The following is a 17,069-nucleotide window of genomic DNA, read 5'->3' on the forward strand; positions in this document are numbered from 1 at the left end:
CCTAGAAATATGCTTGCATTACTAAATAAAAAAGAGTGAACAAAATTAAACCTGTCATGGTGCTTGTATAAAGCAGAGAGATCGCCGTCTGAATATCATCCGCCTCAACCGGTCTGGAATCCTCTCCAATGGTCGGTTTCTCAATCAGCTCTCCGTGATAGATGTGCGGTCCGCCCAGCTGAATCCCCAGAGCTCCAGCCACAACTGCCTCCGAAAAAGCACTGTTGGGACTGGCATGCTGGTAGCGATCCCGCCAGCCAATCCGCAGGGCTCCCTTGAAATCCAGCAGTAAAATCTGACTACTGAGAACCAAGAAAAGCCAAGTCAAACGTGCAGGAATCAGATTGGCCAAATCATCCATCTTGGCAGATATCAAGCCGATTTTGCGGTATTTCTCCGTCTTATAGCCTACCATGGAGTCCAAGGTATTGATGGCCTTATAGGTCATGGCTAAGATGGGGCCGCCCAGAAAAAGGCAGAGCAGAGGGCCGATAACCCCGTCACTGGTATTTTCGGCCACCGTCTCAATCGTCGCCTTGCTGATTTCCTCTGGAGTCAGCTGGGAAGTTTCACGGCCGACAATCATGCCAACTTGCTTTCTAGCTTCTTCCAAAGTGCCAAACTTGAGCGTATGGTAAACCTTTTGGGCCTCAAAAGCTAGACTTTTAGCCGCCAGGCTGGCATAGGCCAGATAGATCCAGACAATCCAGTAGAGGACGGGATGGACCAGACCAGCCAACCAGAGCAACCCGTAGGTCACTCCCAGCGCCAGTCCAACTGTTGTCAGCCAGAGGAAAAAGCCAAACAGATAGGGCGAAAACTGCCTTTTCTCCTGCAAACGCATACATAAATAAATATAGAAACCCATCCACTTGACTGGATGAGGCCAGCTATAGGGGTCGCCAATGAGCCAGTCCAGTAAGACGGCCAAAAAAATTGCAATGAGTGTCATATCAGTTCGCCTCTTTGATATAGTTCAGCCAGTTGGCCAGCAGCTGCTCATCCTGATAAAAATGAACATGCAGGTAGCTGGCAAAGGTCCGGCCCTTTTGATAACCGCCTGTCCAAGCAGCTACGACCTGACCGTCTCTGGCTTTCTCTAGCTTGAGGACCGTATCTTCCTCCGTCTCAAAGACCGAATGGTGAAACTCATGTCCCCTGACCGCTGTACCTTTAGGGCCAAAAAGACTGTCTACCTGCGTTTCTGCTTGGCAGTAGCCAAAGCTTTTCAGGCCGGGGGTCATCAGGCTCTTGCCCCTGAAAATTCCAACCATTTCATAGACCTGCTCATCTACTTCCAGTATCTCTCCCAGATACATGAGTCCGCCGCATTCTGCGTAGATTGGCCGGTCTTGCTCGTGAGCTTTCTTAACCGAAGCTCGGAAGTCAGCATTTGCCATCAGCTCCTGAGCGTAGACTTCTGGAAAACCGCCACCAAAATAATATGCATCTGCTGCTGGCAGTTCCTTATCTTTCAGAGGGCTGAAAGACACCAGCTGGACATTGAGCTCTCTTAAAAAGTCCAGGTTATCTTCATAGTAAAAGTGGAAAGCATCATCAAAAGCATAAGCCAAAGTCAAGGGCTGATCGTTTCGAATATGAAAAGGATTGGCCATCTGCTTATCGGGAAGTTCTGCCTTTTCCAGCAGCCTATCTAGATTTATATGCTTGGCTGCTGCCGCTCCTAACTCCTCAAATCGACGATCCAAATCATCCATTTCTACGTCAGGGATTAGACCCAGATGGCGCGATGGCAGCTCTGCAGTTGCATTCTTAGGCAGATAACCCAGCACTTCGACATCCGTGTAACGCTCAATGGCGCCCTTGATGAGTTCATAGTGGTTCTGTGAAGCTACCCGATTGATAATGACCCCAGCAATATCCAAATCCGGATCAAAAGTCGCAAAGCCATGGACCATAGCAGCTGCTGAGGTGGATGTCGCCTTCCCATCAATAATCAAGACAACCGGAATGCCCAATTTCTTAGCAACAGAAGCAGAAGACGCGCAGTCCTTGTCTGTTCCCAGACCATCAAAGAGCCCCATGACTCCTTCGACCACTGCCACATCAGCATCTCCATGCCATTTATAGTAGGACCAAGCCAGACTCTGTTCGTCCGGTATCATAAAGCTATCCACATTCCGCGACGGTCGCTTGGTAATCCGACTATGATAAGCTGTATCAATATAATCAGGTCCTACCTTATAAGGCTGGACCTGATAACCTCTGTCTGCCAGAGCTTTCAAAATCCCTAGGGTAACTGTTGTCTTTCCGACACCGCTGGAAACACCAGCCAGCATAAATTGCTTCATCGCTTTACTCCAGATTCGCTGATAAAAAAAGTACTACAAAAAAAATAAGGAATTTTTATTTTTTTTGTAGCACCGTTGCTCACTTATATGTAGAGCAAACACCCCGTTGTGTTCGCTTCCAGTTCTTATATTAAATTTATTTTAATATAAAGCATAAGAACTGTCAAGTTTTTGATAGAGCATCTGCGAAAAAAGTCAGGATTTTAGAGCGTGTTCACTGAAAATTGAGCATTTTTTACAATTCTGTTAAATTTAAAAAAACATCAGAAAAACGAACATTCCTGATGTTTTATTTGAGCATCAACCTGCATCTTCCTCTACAAACTGACTATTATAGAGGTCCGCATAGAAGCCATTCTGAGCCATGAGTTCATCGTGGTTACCCTGCTCGATGATATTTCCATCGCGCATGACCAAGATAAGATCCGCATTACGGATAGTAGACAGACGGTGGGCAATGACAAAAGAAGTCCGGCCTTCCATGAGTTTGTCCATAGCCTTTTGAATCAGCTCCTCCGTCCGCGTATCGACTGACGAAGTTGCCTCATCCAAGATCAAGAGCGGCGCATCTTTCAGCAGAGCACGAGCGATCGTCAGCAGCTGCTTCTGACCAACCGATAAGTTGACCGTGTCATCCAGCACTGTATCATAGCCCTGCGGCAGAGTCATGATAAAGTGATGAACACCGACTGCCTTCGCTGCAGCAACAACTGCTTCATCAGTCACATGCTCCTGATTGTAAATCAAGTTTTCCCGAATCGTCCCCTCAAAGAGCCAGGTATCCTGCAAGACCATTGAAAAGGCATCGTGAACCTCAGAGCGCTTCATATCCTTAATATCTATACCGTCAATGCTGATACGCCCTTTATTAATTTCATAGAACTTCATGAGCAGATTAACGATGGTCGTCTTACCAGCACCCGTCGGGCCGACAATGGCAATCTTCTGTCCGGCTTTGGCCTGGGCTGAGAAATCATGAATAATCGTCTGGTCTGGCTTGTAACCGAAGAAGACATCTTCAAAGGCAACATCTCCCTTGACAGCAGCAAGCTGCCGCTCTTTATGCTGGTCGTCTTCCATCTCAGGCTCAGCCAGAAATTCAAGGACACGAACCAGTGCTGCACCAGCCTGCTGCAAGACAGTGATACCTTGGGCAATCTGTGACAAAGGCTGAGAGAAGGTCCGCACATAAACCATAAAGGCGACGATAATTCCGATGCTAATAGAGCCATTAATCGCCAGAGCAGCACCGACCAAAATAACCAGCACATAAGCAAAATTCCCCGTAAAGAACATGAGCGGCATCATCATGCCAGAGATAAATTGAGACTTCCAAATACTGTTATAGAGATTGTGATTGAGAACTGCAAAGCGCTCCTTAGACTGCTCAATAGCATTATAGCTGGTAACGACATTATGACCGGAGTACATTTCCTCTACATAACCGTTGACAGCCGCCAGATCGTTTTGCTGAGCGGTGAAATAGCCCTGGGACTTGCCCATGATGAGACCGACAAAGACAAAACCGAGTATAGTAGCCAAGATGGTTACCAAGGCCAAGATCCAGTTCATAAAGAACATGGTCAAAACCACAGCCACCAAGAGCAGGCTAGCAGAGATAACATTCCCCAGACTCTGGTTGAGGGATTGGCCGACCGTATCTACGTCATTGGTCACGCGCGACAGAGTATCCCCCTGAGAATGACCATCGAAATAGCCCAACGGCAGCTTATTTATCTTCTCTGCAATAGCCGTCCGCAGCCGCTTAGAGAAATACTGGATAACCGTACTGATGATAAAGGACTGGCCGTAGTTGAGCAAGGCTCCGACTGCATAGAGCACGGTCAGCAGAAGGGCAATCTCAGACACAGCTTTTAAATCAATGCTGGTAGCCAGACCATCAGAAATGAGATTAGTAATTTCTTTTAATTTATTTGGCCCATAGACTGTGATAATGTTTGACAAGACAGCTCCCACAAATGCCAAAGCAAGAGGAAGCTGGAAGCCTTTGAGATAAGGCCGTATCTGGCTAAATAATGAAGGCTTCTTATTTTCCATTTTCTAATTCCTCCTTGGATAGTTGTGAGTAGGCAATTTCTTGATAGACTTCGTTGCTAGCCAAAAGCTCTCGGTGGGTACCTTGACCAACCACCTTACCAGCATCCAAGACCAAGATTTGATCCGCATCCATGATAGTAGAAATCCGCTGTGCCACAATCAGCTTAGTCATATCCTGCGTCCGCTCAGCCAGTTCCTTGCGCAAAATGCGGTCTGTCTTATAGTCTAGGGCTGAGAAGGAATCATCAAAGATGAGGATTTCTGGCTTACGAGCCAAGGCTCTGGCAATGGCCAAACGCTGACGCTGGCCACCAGAGAAGTTGGTCCCGCTTTGAGCCACTTCTGCTTTCAGCCCTTTTTCCTTCTCTTGGACAAAGGGCTTAGCCTGTGCTAGATCAAGAGCCTCCCACATTTTCTGCTCATCCAGCGGGCTTTCTTTGCTTTGACCGAAGTCCAGATTGCTCTCGATATCGCCAGAGAAAAGCACAGCCTTTTGCGGGATGTAGCCGACCTTACTATGCAGATCTTCCAGCTGGTAATCCTGAACATTGACGCCATCTACCAAAATCTCTCCTTCAGTTACATCGTAGAAACGAGGGATGAGATTGACAAGAGTAGATTTCCCTGAACCGGTTGAACCGATAAAGGCCACGGTATCACCAGCCTGCGCTGTAAAGCTAACATGCTCAATGACCGCTTCTGAATTCTTGGAATAGCGGAAGGACACATCTCGAAAGACCACTTCTCCCTTGCTATCTGCTGCTGCCTCAGGCTGTTCTGGACTGGTGATAGAAGAATGCAGGTCCAGCACTTCATTAATCCGGCCAGCGGATACAATGGTCCGAGGCAGGACGATGAAGAGGGCACCCATGAGCAAGAACCCAATCACAATCTGCATAGCATAGGACATAAAGACGACCATATCACTGAAGAGTGGTAGGCGCTCCTGCAGTCCAGCCTCCTGAATCAAATAAGCACCAATCCAGTAAATCGCCAGTGTCAAACCGCTAGAAATCCCCATCATAACTGGATTCATCATGGCCATCAGACGATTAATGAAGAGGTTAAGACGAGTCACTTCATCATTAGCCGTCGCAAACTTCTCATCCTGATAGTCCTCAGCATTATAAGCCCGGACCACGCGAATCCCAGTCAGACTCTCTCTAGTGACGCTGTTTAGCTTATCGATCAAGCGCTGCGCAACTGACTGCTTGGGAAAGGCCAGTGTAACCAAAACTACTGTCAGCAGGATATTGACTATAACAGCAATAAGAACTGCTATCAGCCAGTTCTCGGACTTGCCAATAATCTTGGTCATGGCCCAAATCGCCATAATCGGTCCCCTGGTCACCACCTGAAGCCCCATGGTAATTAAGGTCTGTACCTGGGTAATATCATTTGTCGTCCGAGTCAGCAGACTAGGGATTGAAAATTTCTTAATCTCCGTCTGCGAATAGTCTAGCACACGGTTGAAAATATCGCTCCGCAAGCTCTGGGTAAAGCTGGCTGCTATACGAGCGGCAAAAAAGCCAACCACAATAGCTGACAGCAAGCTAGCAAAAGACAGGCCGATCATTTTCAGACCTGGCTCCCACAAATCTGCCAAACCAGTCCCTGGTGTTTGCAGCAACTCTGTAATCGTCGAAATATAGGTTGGAACTTCTAATTCCAGATATACCGTTAGGAAGGTGAAGAGCACACTGAGAACAATCATGCTCACTTCCCTTACCGTCAGCCGTTTAAATAACTTAAACATCTTTCCCTCCATTTTCTAAACTTTCGATATTCTGATAAAACTTGGCCATGACTTGAGAAAAAATCAGCAGTTCCTGCTCAGAAACACCATTCAAAATAGAAAGGTTCATTTCATCAAAAAAGTCACGGATTTTTTTCATTCTTTCCTGCGACTGCGGAGTGAGACGGATATATTTAGCCCGCTTGTCTGTCTTGCTCGCTTCCAGCTGGATAAAGCCATTCTTCTCCATCCTTTTCATTAAGTTAGAGGCCACCGATTTGGAAATATCCAACTCCTGCTCAATATCCTTGATAAGGGTATCCTTCCCCTCTTCCATACGACAGGCGACAATATGCAAGACCTGCCCCTGAGGCCCAGCCATGGACTCAATCCCTTGCTCCTTGGCAAGCTTTTCCGCTATGAGATGAATCTTTCGTCCAAAACGCTTCAATTCCAGTAAAGGCTTATCCATACCTGTATCCTTTGTAAAAATAGTTTTCGTGAGAACTATTTTAACACAAGAAAAAAGAAAGTCAAGAAAAAAGTTTCCATGAGAACTATTTTTTCAACAAGAAAAAAAGCGAAGAAAATTTCTTCACCCTTCCTTTCAAACTGACAAACAGCCTAAAAATTGATTGGTCCCGCATTAAAATTTTGAAGAAGAAGCGAGGAATAGAGACCCTCCAATGATAAGGAGAATGCCTGCAATCCAGCCTATAAATGGAATGGGCGCGATGTTGCTGCTTCCGACGATAAGGAGGACGCCCGCTGCGACACTGAAACGCATTTGACCTTTGTAATAAGCCAAGGAAGTAATTCCCAAGCCCAGAGCTGCCAATTTAATCACCGCTCCCAGTAAATTCAGGCCAGAATCACCTAGTAGGGCTGAAAAAGGAACAAAAAAGATATTCGAGAGCAGCAAAATAGTCCCTCCAATCAAACCAACCAGACCGCTTATCAGTGCTAAAGTTTTTGTTTTCATTTACATCTTGCCTCCTTCAATATTATTCTGCTAATTATCTCTAATTTTAGACATTTTTTGCAATTTTGTCAAATTTTTCTAAATGATAACCCCTTCCAAATGATCCAATTCATGCTGGCAGATTTGGGCAGGCAGGCCTTTCAAGGTCATGGTCTGCTGCTGCCAATGTTTATCCAGATAATCGACTGTGATTTCCTGATAACGTTGAGTGGGACGGCTTCCAACCAAGGACAGGCAGCCCTCTTCTGTCTTATAAGGGCCTGACTTAGAGAGCAGCACCGGATTAAACATGACTACCGGCACCAAGCCATATAGAAAGATAATGACCCGCTTACGGACACCAATCATATTTGCTGCGAGCCCTATACAGTTTTCTCGATTGGCCTGCAGAGTATCCTGCAAGTCTTGAGCCAGATAAAGGTCTTCTCTGCTAGCCCGCTCAGACAGCTGCTGCAGAAAGAAAATATCTTTGACAATTGCTTTTTCCATTGCTTTCCCTCATAGAGAAGAGCCTGATAAATCAGACCCTATAGGCTTATTTTGCGTGGCGTTCACTAACTTCTTTAGCCAGTACAAAGTTGCCCAGCGTTGCGGAGCCATTTCCAGCCACAGCCGGTGTCACGATATAGTCACGAACATCAGGAACTGGCAAATAGCCATTCAGAAGAACTGTGAATTTCTCACGAACTCGATCCAGCATGTGCTGCTGAGCCATAACTCCGCCACCAAAGACGATGACATCTGGACGGAAAGTCACTGTCGCCTGAATAGCCGCCTGAGCGATATAGTAAGCTTGAATATCCCAGACAGAACTATTGAGTTTAATGTTTTCCCCACGAACTCCGGTCCGTGCCTCTAAGCTTGGTCCAGCCGCCAATCCTTCCAAACAGCCATTGTGGAAAGGACAAACGCCATTGAACTCTTTTTCCACATCCATAGGGTGCTTAGCTACATAATAATGCCCCATCTCTGGGTGTCCTGTCCCCCCTACAAATTCGCCTCGCTGGATAGCGCCAGCACCGATTCCTGTCCCAATCGTATAATAGACCAGATTTTCAATACGGCCGCCAGCATTGTTGCGAGCTACCACTTCACCATAAGCTGAGCTATTGACATCCGTCGTGAAGTAAATTGGCACATTGAGAGCCCGGCGCAGAGCGCCAACAATATCTACATTAGCCCAATGCGGCTTAGGCGTAGTCGTGATAAAGCCGTAAGTCTTTGAGTTAGGGTCAATATCAATCGGCCCAAAAGAGCCTACAGCCAGACCAGCTAGATTATCAAAACGAGAAAAGAACTCAATCGTCTTGTCTAGCGTTTCAATAGGCGTGGTCGTTGGAAACTGTGTCTTTTCAACAACTTCAAATCGTTCATCGCCTACAGCACAGACAAACTTAGTGCCGCCCGCTTCCAAACTTCCATACAATTTTGTCATTATAAATCCTCTTTTAAAATTTGATTTCTACTCTATTCATTATAGCATATCTCTTGCAGACTATTTGCCAAAAACTTTCCTTATGACACTCTTATAGATAGACTTACGTTATTAGAAAAAACGAACAAATCAACTTTTGTTCGTTTTCTAAATTCCATTAGGCTTTCACTTCAATAATTGCGTCGCCTTTAGCAAGTGCTCCTTCTGCTACTGGAGTCACAGAAGCATAGTCAGCTGTGTTGGTAACGATAACCATAGTCGTATCATCCAGACCAGCAGCTGCAATTTTCTCAGCTTCAAATGTTCCCAGAACATCGCCAGCTTTGACCTTGTCACCTTGAGCAACCTTTTGGTCAAAACCTTCGCCGCCCATAGACACTGTGTCGATTCCGACGTGAATCAGAATTTCAGCACCATTAGCTGTCTTCAAACCATAAGCATGGCCAGTCGCGAATGCAATCGTAACTTCTGCATCGGCCGGAGCATAAACCACACCTTCGCTAGGCTTGATAGCAATTCCTCGTCCCATCGCTCCGCTAGAGAAAACAGGATCATCAACATCGCTCAAAGCTACTGCCTGACCAATAATTGGAGAAATAATTGTTTCGTCTTGGAGGGAAGCTGGCACATTACCAGTTGTTTCTTCTTCGACCAGTTTTTCAGTTACAGCTTTTTCATCTTTTTTATCAAGAGCAACTCTCAAAGCAACGCTAGGGATTGAAGCTTTTGATAAAACATCTGTCATTTTATCTTGCCACTCATCTTTCTCATCTTCAAAACCAAACATATAAGTCAATGCAAATCCAAGAGCAAATGATACAGCTACCATGAAGAGATATTGGAAGAGTTGTCCATTACCGATATAAAGCATTGTACCTGGAATGATAGTGATACCATTACCAGTACCAGCAAGTCCAAGGAGAGATGCCAAGCCACCACCAATTGCACCAGCAATCAATGAAAGGAAGAAGGGTTTGCGGTAACGCAAGTTAACCCCGAAGATAGCTGGCTCTGTAATACCAAGGAAGGCAGAAAGAGCAGCTGGGAAAGCAAGGGCTTTTAACTTAGGATTTTTCGTTTTGAACGCAACAGCTACAGTCGCTGCACCTTGGGCTGTCATAGCAGCAGTGATAATCGCATTAAATGGATTCACCTTATCAGTAGCGAGTAACTGAATTTCAAGCAAGTTGAAGATATGGTGAACACCTGATACGACAATCAATTGGTGAACTCCACCAATCACCAAACCACCTAAACCAAACGGTAAAGCAAGGATTGCTTTTGTTCCAAACAAAATGTAGTTTTCAACAACGTGGAATACTGGTCCGATGACGAAAAGTCCAAGGATAGACATTACCAAAAGTGTAACGAATGGTGTCACCAAGAGATCCAAGACATCTGGCACAACCTTGCGGAGAGCTTTTTCAAACTTAGCTCCAACAACCCCGATAATGAAGGCTGGAAGAACAGAACCTTGCAAACCAACAACTGGGATGAAGCCAAAGAATTTCATGGCAGTCACTTCGCCACCTGATGCTACTGCCCAAGCATTTGGAAGCGAGCCAGACACCAGCATCATACCAAGGACGATACCAACAGCTGGATTTCCACCAAATACACGGAAGGTTGACCAAACAACCAAACCTGGCAAGATAATGAAGGCTGTATCCGTAAGGATTTCTGTATAGGTCTTCACATCATCTGGAAGTGTCATCCCAAGAGCGTTCAAGAGTCCACGCACACCCATGAAGAGACCTGTTGCTACGATAACTGGAATGATTGGTACAAATACGTCACCAAATGTACGGATGGCGCGTTGGAACCAATTCCCTTGCTTAGCAGCTTCTGCTTTCATGTCATCTTTTGATGAAGTTGGCAATCCTAAGGCTACAACTTCGTCATAGATTTTATTAACCGTACCGGTACCAAAGATAATCTGGTACTGGCCGGAGTTAAAGAAGGCACCCTGCACTTTTTCCAGATTTTCGACAGTATTTTTGTCGATTTTACTTTCATCTTTAACCATCACGCGCAAGCGAGTCGCACAGTGAGCCACACTGTTGACATTCTCGCGTCCGCCAAGGGCTTCGATGACTTTTTTTGCAATTTCAGTATTATTCATTTGCAAAAATCTCCTTATAAATATTTTTAACTTTTGAAAGCGATTTTATCGCCTTTACGAATATTATTTTACCATGATTCAAAAATATGTCAAGCGTTTTGCAGAAAAAATATTTTTTTTACTGTTAAATGTTGATTTTTCGTCGGAAAACGTTTACTATAGTAATAAGAAATAATATGATTCGGAGGACAAAAGATTGGCTTGGACTACTGAAAAACGCTACAAACGCTATGAAGACTGGACTCAGGAAGAGCTACAACAGATCAAAGAAAACATCGCTAAATCTCCTTGGCGGGCTAACTACCATGTGGAGCCTCAGACGGGTCTGCTCAATGATCCCAATGGCTTTTCTTATTTTGACGGCAAGTGGGTGGTTTTCTACCAAAACTTTCCTTTCGGAGCAGCTCACGGTCTCAAGTGCTGGGTCCAGATGGAAAGCGACGACCTAGTCCACTTCAAGGAAACTGGCCTTCGGGTGTTGCCAGATACTCCTCTGGACAGCCACGGCGCCTACTCTGGCTCTGCCATGCAGTTTGACGACAAGCTCTTTCTCTTCTACACTGGCAATGTTCGTGATGAGAATTGGGTACGTCATCCTTATCAAATCGGTGCCCTATTAGATAAATCAGGCAAGCTGGAAAAAATTGACAAGGTCTTGATTGAACAACCTGCTGAAGCGACTGACCACTTCCGCGATCCGCAGATTTTCAACTACAAAGGGCAATTCTATGCCATTGTCGGTGGGCAAAATCTAGACAAACAAGGCTATGTCAAGCTTTACAAGGCTGTTGATAATGACTATACCAACTGGGAAGTTGTCGGCGATTTAGACTTCGCCAATGACAAGACAGCCTATATGATGGAGTGTCCTAATCTAGTCTTTATCAATGACCAACCAGTCCTGCTCTATTGTCCTCAAGGTTTGTCTAAGGATGTACAGGACTATGGCAACATTTATCCAAACATGTATAAAATAGGTCAATCGTTTGACACAAGTAACGCTACTTTGATTAATCCTAGCCCTATCCAAAATCTGGACTATGGCTTCGACTGCTACGCGACCCAAGCTTTTAACGCACCTGACGGTCGTGCACTCGCTGTCAGCTGGCTAGGCTTGCCTGATGTGGAATACCCATCTGACCGCTTCGACCATCAAGGAGCCTTCTCCCTCGTCAAGGAATTAAGTCTGAAAGACGGCAAGCTCTACCAGTACCCAGTGCCTTCTATCAAGGATTTGCGAGCAGAGGAACAGCCTTTCACTGCTCTGGCAGAAAGCAAGAACAGCTACGAACTAGATCTAAATCTCGCTGCAGACACCGAGCATGAAATCGTCCTCTTTGCAGACAAGGATGGCAAGGGACTACGCATCAACTTCGACCTCAAGGCAGGGAAAGTGATCGTTGACCGCAGTCAGGCAGGTGAGCCATTTGCTCTGGACTTTGGAACCATCCGAAGCTGTGATATTGACAAAGAAGCCACAAGTGCTACTATCTTCATCGATAAATCGATTTTTGAAATTTTCATCAATAAAGGAGAGAAAGTATTTTCCGGCCGTGTCTTCCCAAGAGAAGACCAGACAGGTATTGCTATTACCAAGGGTAATCCAACCGGTACTTACTATGAATTAGATTATGGTCGCAAAGCTAACTGATGTAGCAAAACTAGCAGGAGTCAGCCCCACAACTGTTTCCCGCGTCATCAACAGAAAAGGCTACTTATCCGACAAAACGATCTCTAAGGTTGAGGCAGCCATGCGAGAATTGGCCTACAAGCCCAACAATCTGGCGCGCAGCCTCCAGGGAAAGTCGGCCAAGCTAATTGGACTCATTTTTCCTAATATCAGCAATGTCTTTTATGCAGAATTGATTGACAAGCTGGAGCATGAGCTCTTTAAACAAGGCTATAAAACCATCATCTGCAATAGTGAGCATGACTCTGACAAGGAGCGTGAATACCTTGAGATGCTGGAAGCCAATCAGGTGGACGGCATCATTTCCGGCAGCCACAATCTAGGTATCGAGGACTACAATCGCGTGACAGCACCAATCATTGCCTTTGACCGGAATCTCTCGCCGGATATCCCAGTTGTTTCCTCAGACAACTACGGAGGCGGAGTACTGGCGGCTCAGACCTTGGTCAAGGCCGGAGCTCAAAACGTCATCATGATAACTGGCAATGACAATTCCAACTCACCAACCGGCCTGCGCCATGCTGGCTTTGCTTCCGTCCTGCCAGACGCACCGATTATCAATGTTTCCAGTGATTTCTCACCGGTCCGTAAGGAGATGGAAATCAAGCAAATTCTGACTCAGACCAAACCTGATGGCATTTTTACATCAGACGATCTGACAGCCATTTTAATTATGAAGGTCGCACAGGAGCTGAACATCCAGATCCCTGAAGATTTGAAAATCATTGGCTACGATGGCACCTACTTTGTGGAGAACTACTACCCACAGCTGGCAACGATCAAGCAGCCACTGAAAGATATCGCCCGTCTCTCTGTAGACCTACTCCTCAAAAAAATTGCCGGCCAAGAAGTCCAAACAACTGGCTATTTCCTGCCAGTCAGCCTCTTGCCTGGTAAGAGTGTTTAACACAGATATAAGCAAGCAAAGACGACATCCATTATTGGAAGTCGTCTTTATTTAGCCATAGTCTAAAAAATTTCTCACAGGGCAATAATCAATTATTACTCTTTCTTTCTAAAGGTTAACAAACCGGCCAGGAAAGCAAGGAAGCCACCTAAAAGTGCCAGCAGGGAAGTGCTTGTTCCGGTTTTTGGCAAGGCTTTTTCTGTTTGGCTAGCCGCTTCTTTTACTTCTGAAGCCTGAGTTTTTTGCCCATCCAAGGATAAAGCCTGAGGCTGAGCGTTGGCTGCATAAGGGGCAGACAGCTGCTCTTTTTGAGCTACTGGAGCTTGAGATTTTTCTTCCTGAGCTGGGGTCACTTTTCGAAGTCGCAAAATAGTCGCTGTCAGCGGAGCTAGGGCTAAACCATTGCTGTTTCTGGTGACACCTGCTGGATCAGAAATGGCTGTCACTCCTGCCGTATTACCATCTGCCACAACCTCTGCACCTGCTAGATGCTTGTAGGCTTCACCAAAGTTGAATTGTCGTTCCTTGGTGTCTGCATTGATAAAGACCGCATAAATATCACCATTTGACGCAACTACTTGGTAACCGAGCACAAGGTCTTCTTTCTCAACACCATCCTTGCCAGGCTGGGTAATGAGGGTCACATTTTGCTCCACTTCATCTTTGGAACTGCGGGTAAAGGCATCCGTTGATTTCCGCAAGGCAATCAAGCCTTTCATATAGGAACGGCTCTTGGCATTTTCAGGGAATTTCTCCGAATCAGTCGCCTTGGTCCAATCAAAATGGTTGACCGCGTCGCTCGAATCATAAGAATCATGAATGAAGTACGGATAGTCAAACGGCGTGCCGTCCTCATTGGTTAACAAATGCGCTTTGTTTGGAACCTTGTCTTCTGAGACCGGATATTTATAATCGGGATCGCGGAATTGCTTGGTCCGGCCGTACTCTTGACCAGAGTGGATAAATGGTGTCCCTTGCGAAGTCAGAATCATCAGATTTCCCAGACGCAGGCGGCGATGAATCTCTTGATAATTGGCAGCCACTGCCGGATCTTTCTTGATTGACTGAGCAATGATATCAAAGAGCGTCAGATTATCATGGGCTGCGATGTATTGGATCACATCTCCTGGGCTATCCGCCTCAAAATTGGTTGGCTGCGCCTTGATGTTTTTGAAGACATTTTCCACACTGCGTTTGCCACCGGTGATAAAGGCTGGTGTTCCCTCATTTGGATAACCTGATTTCAAGGTATTGCGAATATCATCAGAGAAGACTGCTACCGTGTCTGTTGACTTCATCCAAGATTGGTCAGCCGGCTGGACAGCTTTATTTTCATCACCTGCATAAGTCTTCCAGCCCTCACCCAGCATAATGAGATTTGGATTGAGCTTTTTAGCTTCTTCAAAAGCTTTTTGGATGGACTCAGCATCGTGGTCCCCCATCATATCAAAGCGGAAACCATCTACCTTGTACTGCTCTGTCAGGTACTTGATCGAATCCACCAAGACCCGTCTGCTCATATAGTGAGTAGTACCCAAGCGGCCGCCGCCAAAGCTGGATCTCGGTGTACCATCCGCATCCATAAAGTGGTAGTAATTAGGCTCCAAATCCTCAAAGATAGAGGTTTTAGCCGTATGATTATAGACCACATCCATGATAACGCCCATGCCGCGCTTATGAATTTCATTGACAAGATTTTTGAATTCCTCAATGCGCTTGGCTGGATCTGTCGGCGCACTGGAGTACATACCTGTCAGCGAGAAGTAGTTTTGCGGGTCATAGCCCCAGTTATAGTTGCTGTTGCTAGAAGCGTACTTGTCCATGCGCTCAGCATTTTTCAGCTCATTTACAAAGTAATAACTTAGAACTGGCAGGAGCTGAACGTGGGTCACTCCCAAGTCTTTCAAATAATCTAATTTCTCAATGAAAGCTGAGAAGGTTCCAAATTGAGATTTCAAATCCTTTGAAATAGCTGGATCAGAGGTAAAGTCACGAACGTGCGCCTCATAAATCAAGGCATCTTCCCGCTTCTTGAAGTTCGGAATAGTAGCATAGGTCAGGTCTTTCGGTCCATATTCACTTGGATCTACAAAGGCTGCCTTAGCAATCTTGTAGGCATCCCCCTTGTCCGCATCTTCACTGTTCCAAGCTGCTAAAGACTTGGCATAAGGATCCAGCACAAGAAACTTTTTGCCGCCGCGAGTAATTTCATAATGATAAAAATATCCACGATAGTCAGAAATTCCTAGACCGCTCTCAGGCGTCAAACTGCTGGTCCATGTGCCAGACTCACCTTTCTGCATAGCTATGCGCCCAAGGACCTTGTTCTGATCTTCCTTGTCATAGACCACCAAATCAACTTGGTCCGCACTTGGTGACCAGAAAGTTAGGTCCACTTGTTTGCCCGCCTGAGAAACACGCGCTCCCAACTCACCATCATACTTGTAAATACTATCCTTCAGCTGCCAGTTCATGCTGGTTTTGAATTGATCATTTCCATATTTGATAAGGTAAGGTGACTGGGCTTGGTTAAAATCACCGATGAATTTGGCACTTTTGGTCTCAGGAGCCAGAACCACATCTTTAACAGCGACTTCATGGCCATCTTTGTCTGTAATCTTTAAGTTCTTTAAAATGTCCTCTTTTTTAGCACTTTCTAAGGTAGAAAAGCTGGCCTCAATCTCAGTCAAGCCAATATGCTGGGCTCCCGTCATACGAATATCATTGGCAAAGTAAGGGTTGGTATAAACTGTCGGATCCGCATCACGCAAGAAAATTTGGCTGTTTTTCTCCAAATTCGTGAAATTATAATCCTGATTTTGAATCTTCACATCATCTCCTGATTTGCTTTCGTCTAAAAGTAAGAAGCCAATCGTCTTAGCAGCATCCTTCAAGGGAACATCTACATAGCGGCCATATTTCCCAGTCTTCTCAAAGTTCACTCCGTCAGGCCAATTCTTACTTGGATTTTGGACATCTCCCCAGAGCCAGAGCGACTTCTTATCATACTGGCCGTCTGTACGATAGTAGTTGATTCGAACCATCCCTTTTTTCAAAGGCTCGTAAGTATGAGGTTGATAGTCTGTGTCAAACCAAATCTCATTCATCTGAGGACTGAGTAGCTCGACCGTCTTGTCACCCGTAATATTCTGACCTGCTGTATTATTGATTAGAAGGCTGATTTTGCTTCTTTTCTCAGCCATCTTAACATCAAGATAATAACCGTAGTCATCTTCTTTAGCAGTCGCAAAACTAGTCGCTCCAGTCGGCCAAGCTCCCTTTTGACTAGAAGGCGTCTCAACATCATCCCAAGTCCACAGGCCCAAGCTATCTAAATTTTGTGAGGGCAAGGTTTTGAAATGAAAGCGAATATTGCCCTCTTCGATAGCTTCTTTCGCTGAAGCTTGCGGCTGACTAACGGGTTCTTGCTTGTCTTTTTCACTTGGATTTGCAGCATCTTGACCAGCTGCTTCTGAAACTGCACTAGCTGGAGCTTGATCTGCTAGCATACCAGTTGGAGCTGCCTGCTCTGAAGCCCCCGCTCCTGAACTATCTGCCTCTCCAGTTTTTTCTTCATCTACTGACTTAGGTAGGGCGGACGCATTTGCATTAGATACTGCTTCTGTTGCTGGGCTGGTGGCTGTGCTCGCCTCATCCGCTTGGACTAGCTGAGCATTCCCCAGTAGGAAAACTGAGGCAATGACAACAGAGGCCACTCCTACTTTTAAGCGACGGATGCCGAAATAATGACGCTTTTCTCCCATCCGAGACTGTAGGTGATAGTTATTTTTCATAAACAGAAAACTCCTTTATTTTTTCTTATAGAGA

At 45.6% G+C, this 17,069-nt stretch carries 12 protein-coding genes and 1 pseudogene; 2 read left to right on the forward strand and 11 right to left on the reverse strand.

The annotated features are described in order from the left end of the window. Window position 1: 1 nt before the first annotated feature. From cbiB to MFP28_RS09400, 10 genes and pseudogenes are all read right to left on the reverse strand, one after another. Window positions 2-952: an adenosylcobinamide-phosphate synthase CbiB gene (gene cbiB / locus MFP28_RS09355; protein WP_002907192.1), complete on the reverse strand. Its 951-nt coding sequence runs from the start codon at window positions 950-952 to the stop codon at window positions 2-4. Window position 953: 1 nt separating this feature from the next. After that, window positions 954-2,312, reverse strand: a complete 1,359-nt coding sequence (locus MFP28_RS09360) for a cobyrinate a,c-diamide synthase (RefSeq protein ID WP_002907193.1) — start codon at window positions 2,310-2,312, stop codon at window positions 954-956. 300 nt (window positions 2,313-2,612) lie between these two features. Next, complete coding sequence (locus MFP28_RS09365) at window positions 2,613-4,370, reverse strand: ABC transporter ATP-binding protein (RefSeq protein WP_002907195.1); 1,758 nt, start codon at window positions 4,368-4,370, stop codon at window positions 2,613-2,615. Next, a complete protein-coding gene (locus MFP28_RS09370) occupies window positions 4,360-6,126 on the reverse strand; it encodes an ABC transporter ATP-binding protein (RefSeq protein ID WP_002907196.1) in 1,767 nt (588 codons plus the stop codon). Before MFP28_RS09370 ends, MFP28_RS09365 begins: the two co-directional genes overlap by 11 nt. Continuing rightward, the gene (locus MFP28_RS09375; protein ID WP_002907197.1) at window positions 6,119-6,577 is read right to left on the reverse strand and encodes a MarR family winged helix-turn-helix transcriptional regulator; all 459 of its coding nucleotides are present in this window, start codon (window positions 6,575-6,577) and stop codon (window positions 6,119-6,121) included. Before MFP28_RS09375 ends, MFP28_RS09370 begins: the two co-directional genes overlap by 8 nt. Before the next feature lie 174 nt (window positions 6,578-6,751). After that, the gene (locus MFP28_RS09380) at window positions 6,752-7,087 is read right to left on the reverse strand and encodes a hypothetical protein (RefSeq protein ID WP_002907198.1); all 336 of its coding nucleotides are present in this window, start codon (window positions 7,085-7,087) and stop codon (window positions 6,752-6,754) included. A gap of 78 nt (window positions 7,088-7,165) precedes the next feature. Continuing rightward, a complete protein-coding gene (locus MFP28_RS09385; protein WP_002907199.1) occupies window positions 7,166-7,576 on the reverse strand; it encodes a peptide deformylase in 411 nt (136 codons plus the stop codon). Window positions 7,577-7,622: 46 nt separating this feature from the next. Then, window positions 7,623-8,522, reverse strand: a complete 900-nt coding sequence (gene scrK / locus MFP28_RS09390; protein WP_002907200.1) for a fructokinase ScrK — start codon at window positions 8,520-8,522, stop codon at window positions 7,623-7,625. Between the two features lie 157 nt (window positions 8,523-8,679). Further along, a complete protein-coding gene (locus MFP28_RS09395) occupies window positions 8,680-9,309 on the reverse strand; it encodes a PTS glucose transporter subunit IIA (protein WP_398578188.1) in 630 nt (209 codons plus the stop codon). Then, window positions 9,289-10,644 (reverse strand): annotated as a pseudogene (locus tag MFP28_RS09400) (sucrose-specific PTS transporter subunit IIBC); the annotation flags it as partial. The gene MFP28_RS09395 and the pseudogene MFP28_RS09400, both read right to left, overlap by 21 nt. A 196-nt stretch (window positions 10,645-10,840) precedes the next feature. Between MFP28_RS09400 and MFP28_RS09405 the strand changes: the two are divergent. Next, the gene (locus tag MFP28_RS09405; RefSeq protein WP_002907203.1) at window positions 10,841-12,295 is read left to right on the forward strand and encodes a sucrose-6-phosphate hydrolase; all 1,455 of its coding nucleotides are present in this window, start codon (window positions 10,841-10,843) and stop codon (window positions 12,293-12,295) included. After that, entirely contained in the window at window positions 12,276-13,241 is a 966-nt protein-coding gene (locus MFP28_RS09410; RefSeq protein WP_002907204.1) for a LacI family DNA-binding transcriptional regulator, read from the forward strand. Before MFP28_RS09405 ends, MFP28_RS09410 begins: the two co-directional genes overlap by 20 nt. Before the next feature lie 95 nt (window positions 13,242-13,336). On the opposite strand, the gene MFP28_RS09415 is transcribed toward MFP28_RS09410, so the two are convergent. Beyond that, entirely contained in the window at window positions 13,337-17,035 is a 3,699-nt protein-coding gene (locus MFP28_RS09415; protein WP_002907205.1) for a pullulanase, read from the reverse strand. Window positions 17,036-17,069: the final 34 nt, after the last annotated feature.

It is taken from the genome of Streptococcus sanguinis (assembly GCF_050234405.1).
GTDB lineage: Bacteria > Bacillota > Bacilli > Lactobacillales > Streptococcaceae > Streptococcus > Streptococcus sanguinis_W.

Excerpts from the sequence above, each read along its gene's own strand:
- cbiB (WP_002907192.1), bottom strand. The coding sequence starts at position 952 with ATGACACTCATTGCAATTTTTTTGGCCGTCTTACTGGACTGGCTCATT.
- MFP28_RS09360 (WP_002907193.1), bottom strand. The coding sequence starts at position 2,312 with ATGAAGCAATTTATGCTGGCTGGTGTTTCCAGCGGTGTCGGAAAGACA.
- MFP28_RS09365 (WP_002907195.1), bottom strand. The coding sequence starts at position 4,370 with ATGGAAAATAAGAAGCCTTCATTATTTAGCCAGATACGGCCTTATCTC.
- MFP28_RS09370 (WP_002907196.1), bottom strand. The coding sequence starts at position 6,126 with ATGTTTAAGTTATTTAAACGGCTGACGGTAAGGGAAGTGAGCATGATT.
- MFP28_RS09375 (WP_002907197.1), bottom strand. The coding sequence starts at position 6,577 with ATGGATAAGCCTTTACTGGAATTGAAGCGTTTTGGACGAAAGATTCAT.
- MFP28_RS09380 (WP_002907198.1), bottom strand. The coding sequence starts at position 7,087 with ATGAAAACAAAAACTTTAGCACTGATAAGCGGTCTGGTTGGTTTGATT.
- MFP28_RS09385 (WP_002907199.1), bottom strand. The coding sequence starts at position 7,576 with ATGGAAAAAGCAATTGTCAAAGATATTTTCTTTCTGCAGCAGCTGTCT.
- scrK (WP_002907200.1), bottom strand. The coding sequence starts at position 8,522 with ATGACAAAATTGTATGGAAGTTTGGAAGCGGGCGGCACTAAGTTTGTC.
- MFP28_RS09395 (WP_398578188.1), bottom strand. The coding sequence starts at position 9,309 with ATGTTTGGTTTTGAAGATGAGAAAGATGAGTGGCAAGATAAAATGACA.
- MFP28_RS09410 (WP_002907204.1), top strand. The coding sequence starts at position 12,276 with ATGGTCGCAAAGCTAACTGATGTAGCAAAACTAGCAGGAGTCAGCCCC.
- MFP28_RS09415 (WP_002907205.1), bottom strand. The coding sequence starts at position 17,035 with ATGAAAAATAACTATCACCTACAGTCTCGGATGGGAGAAAAGCGTCAT.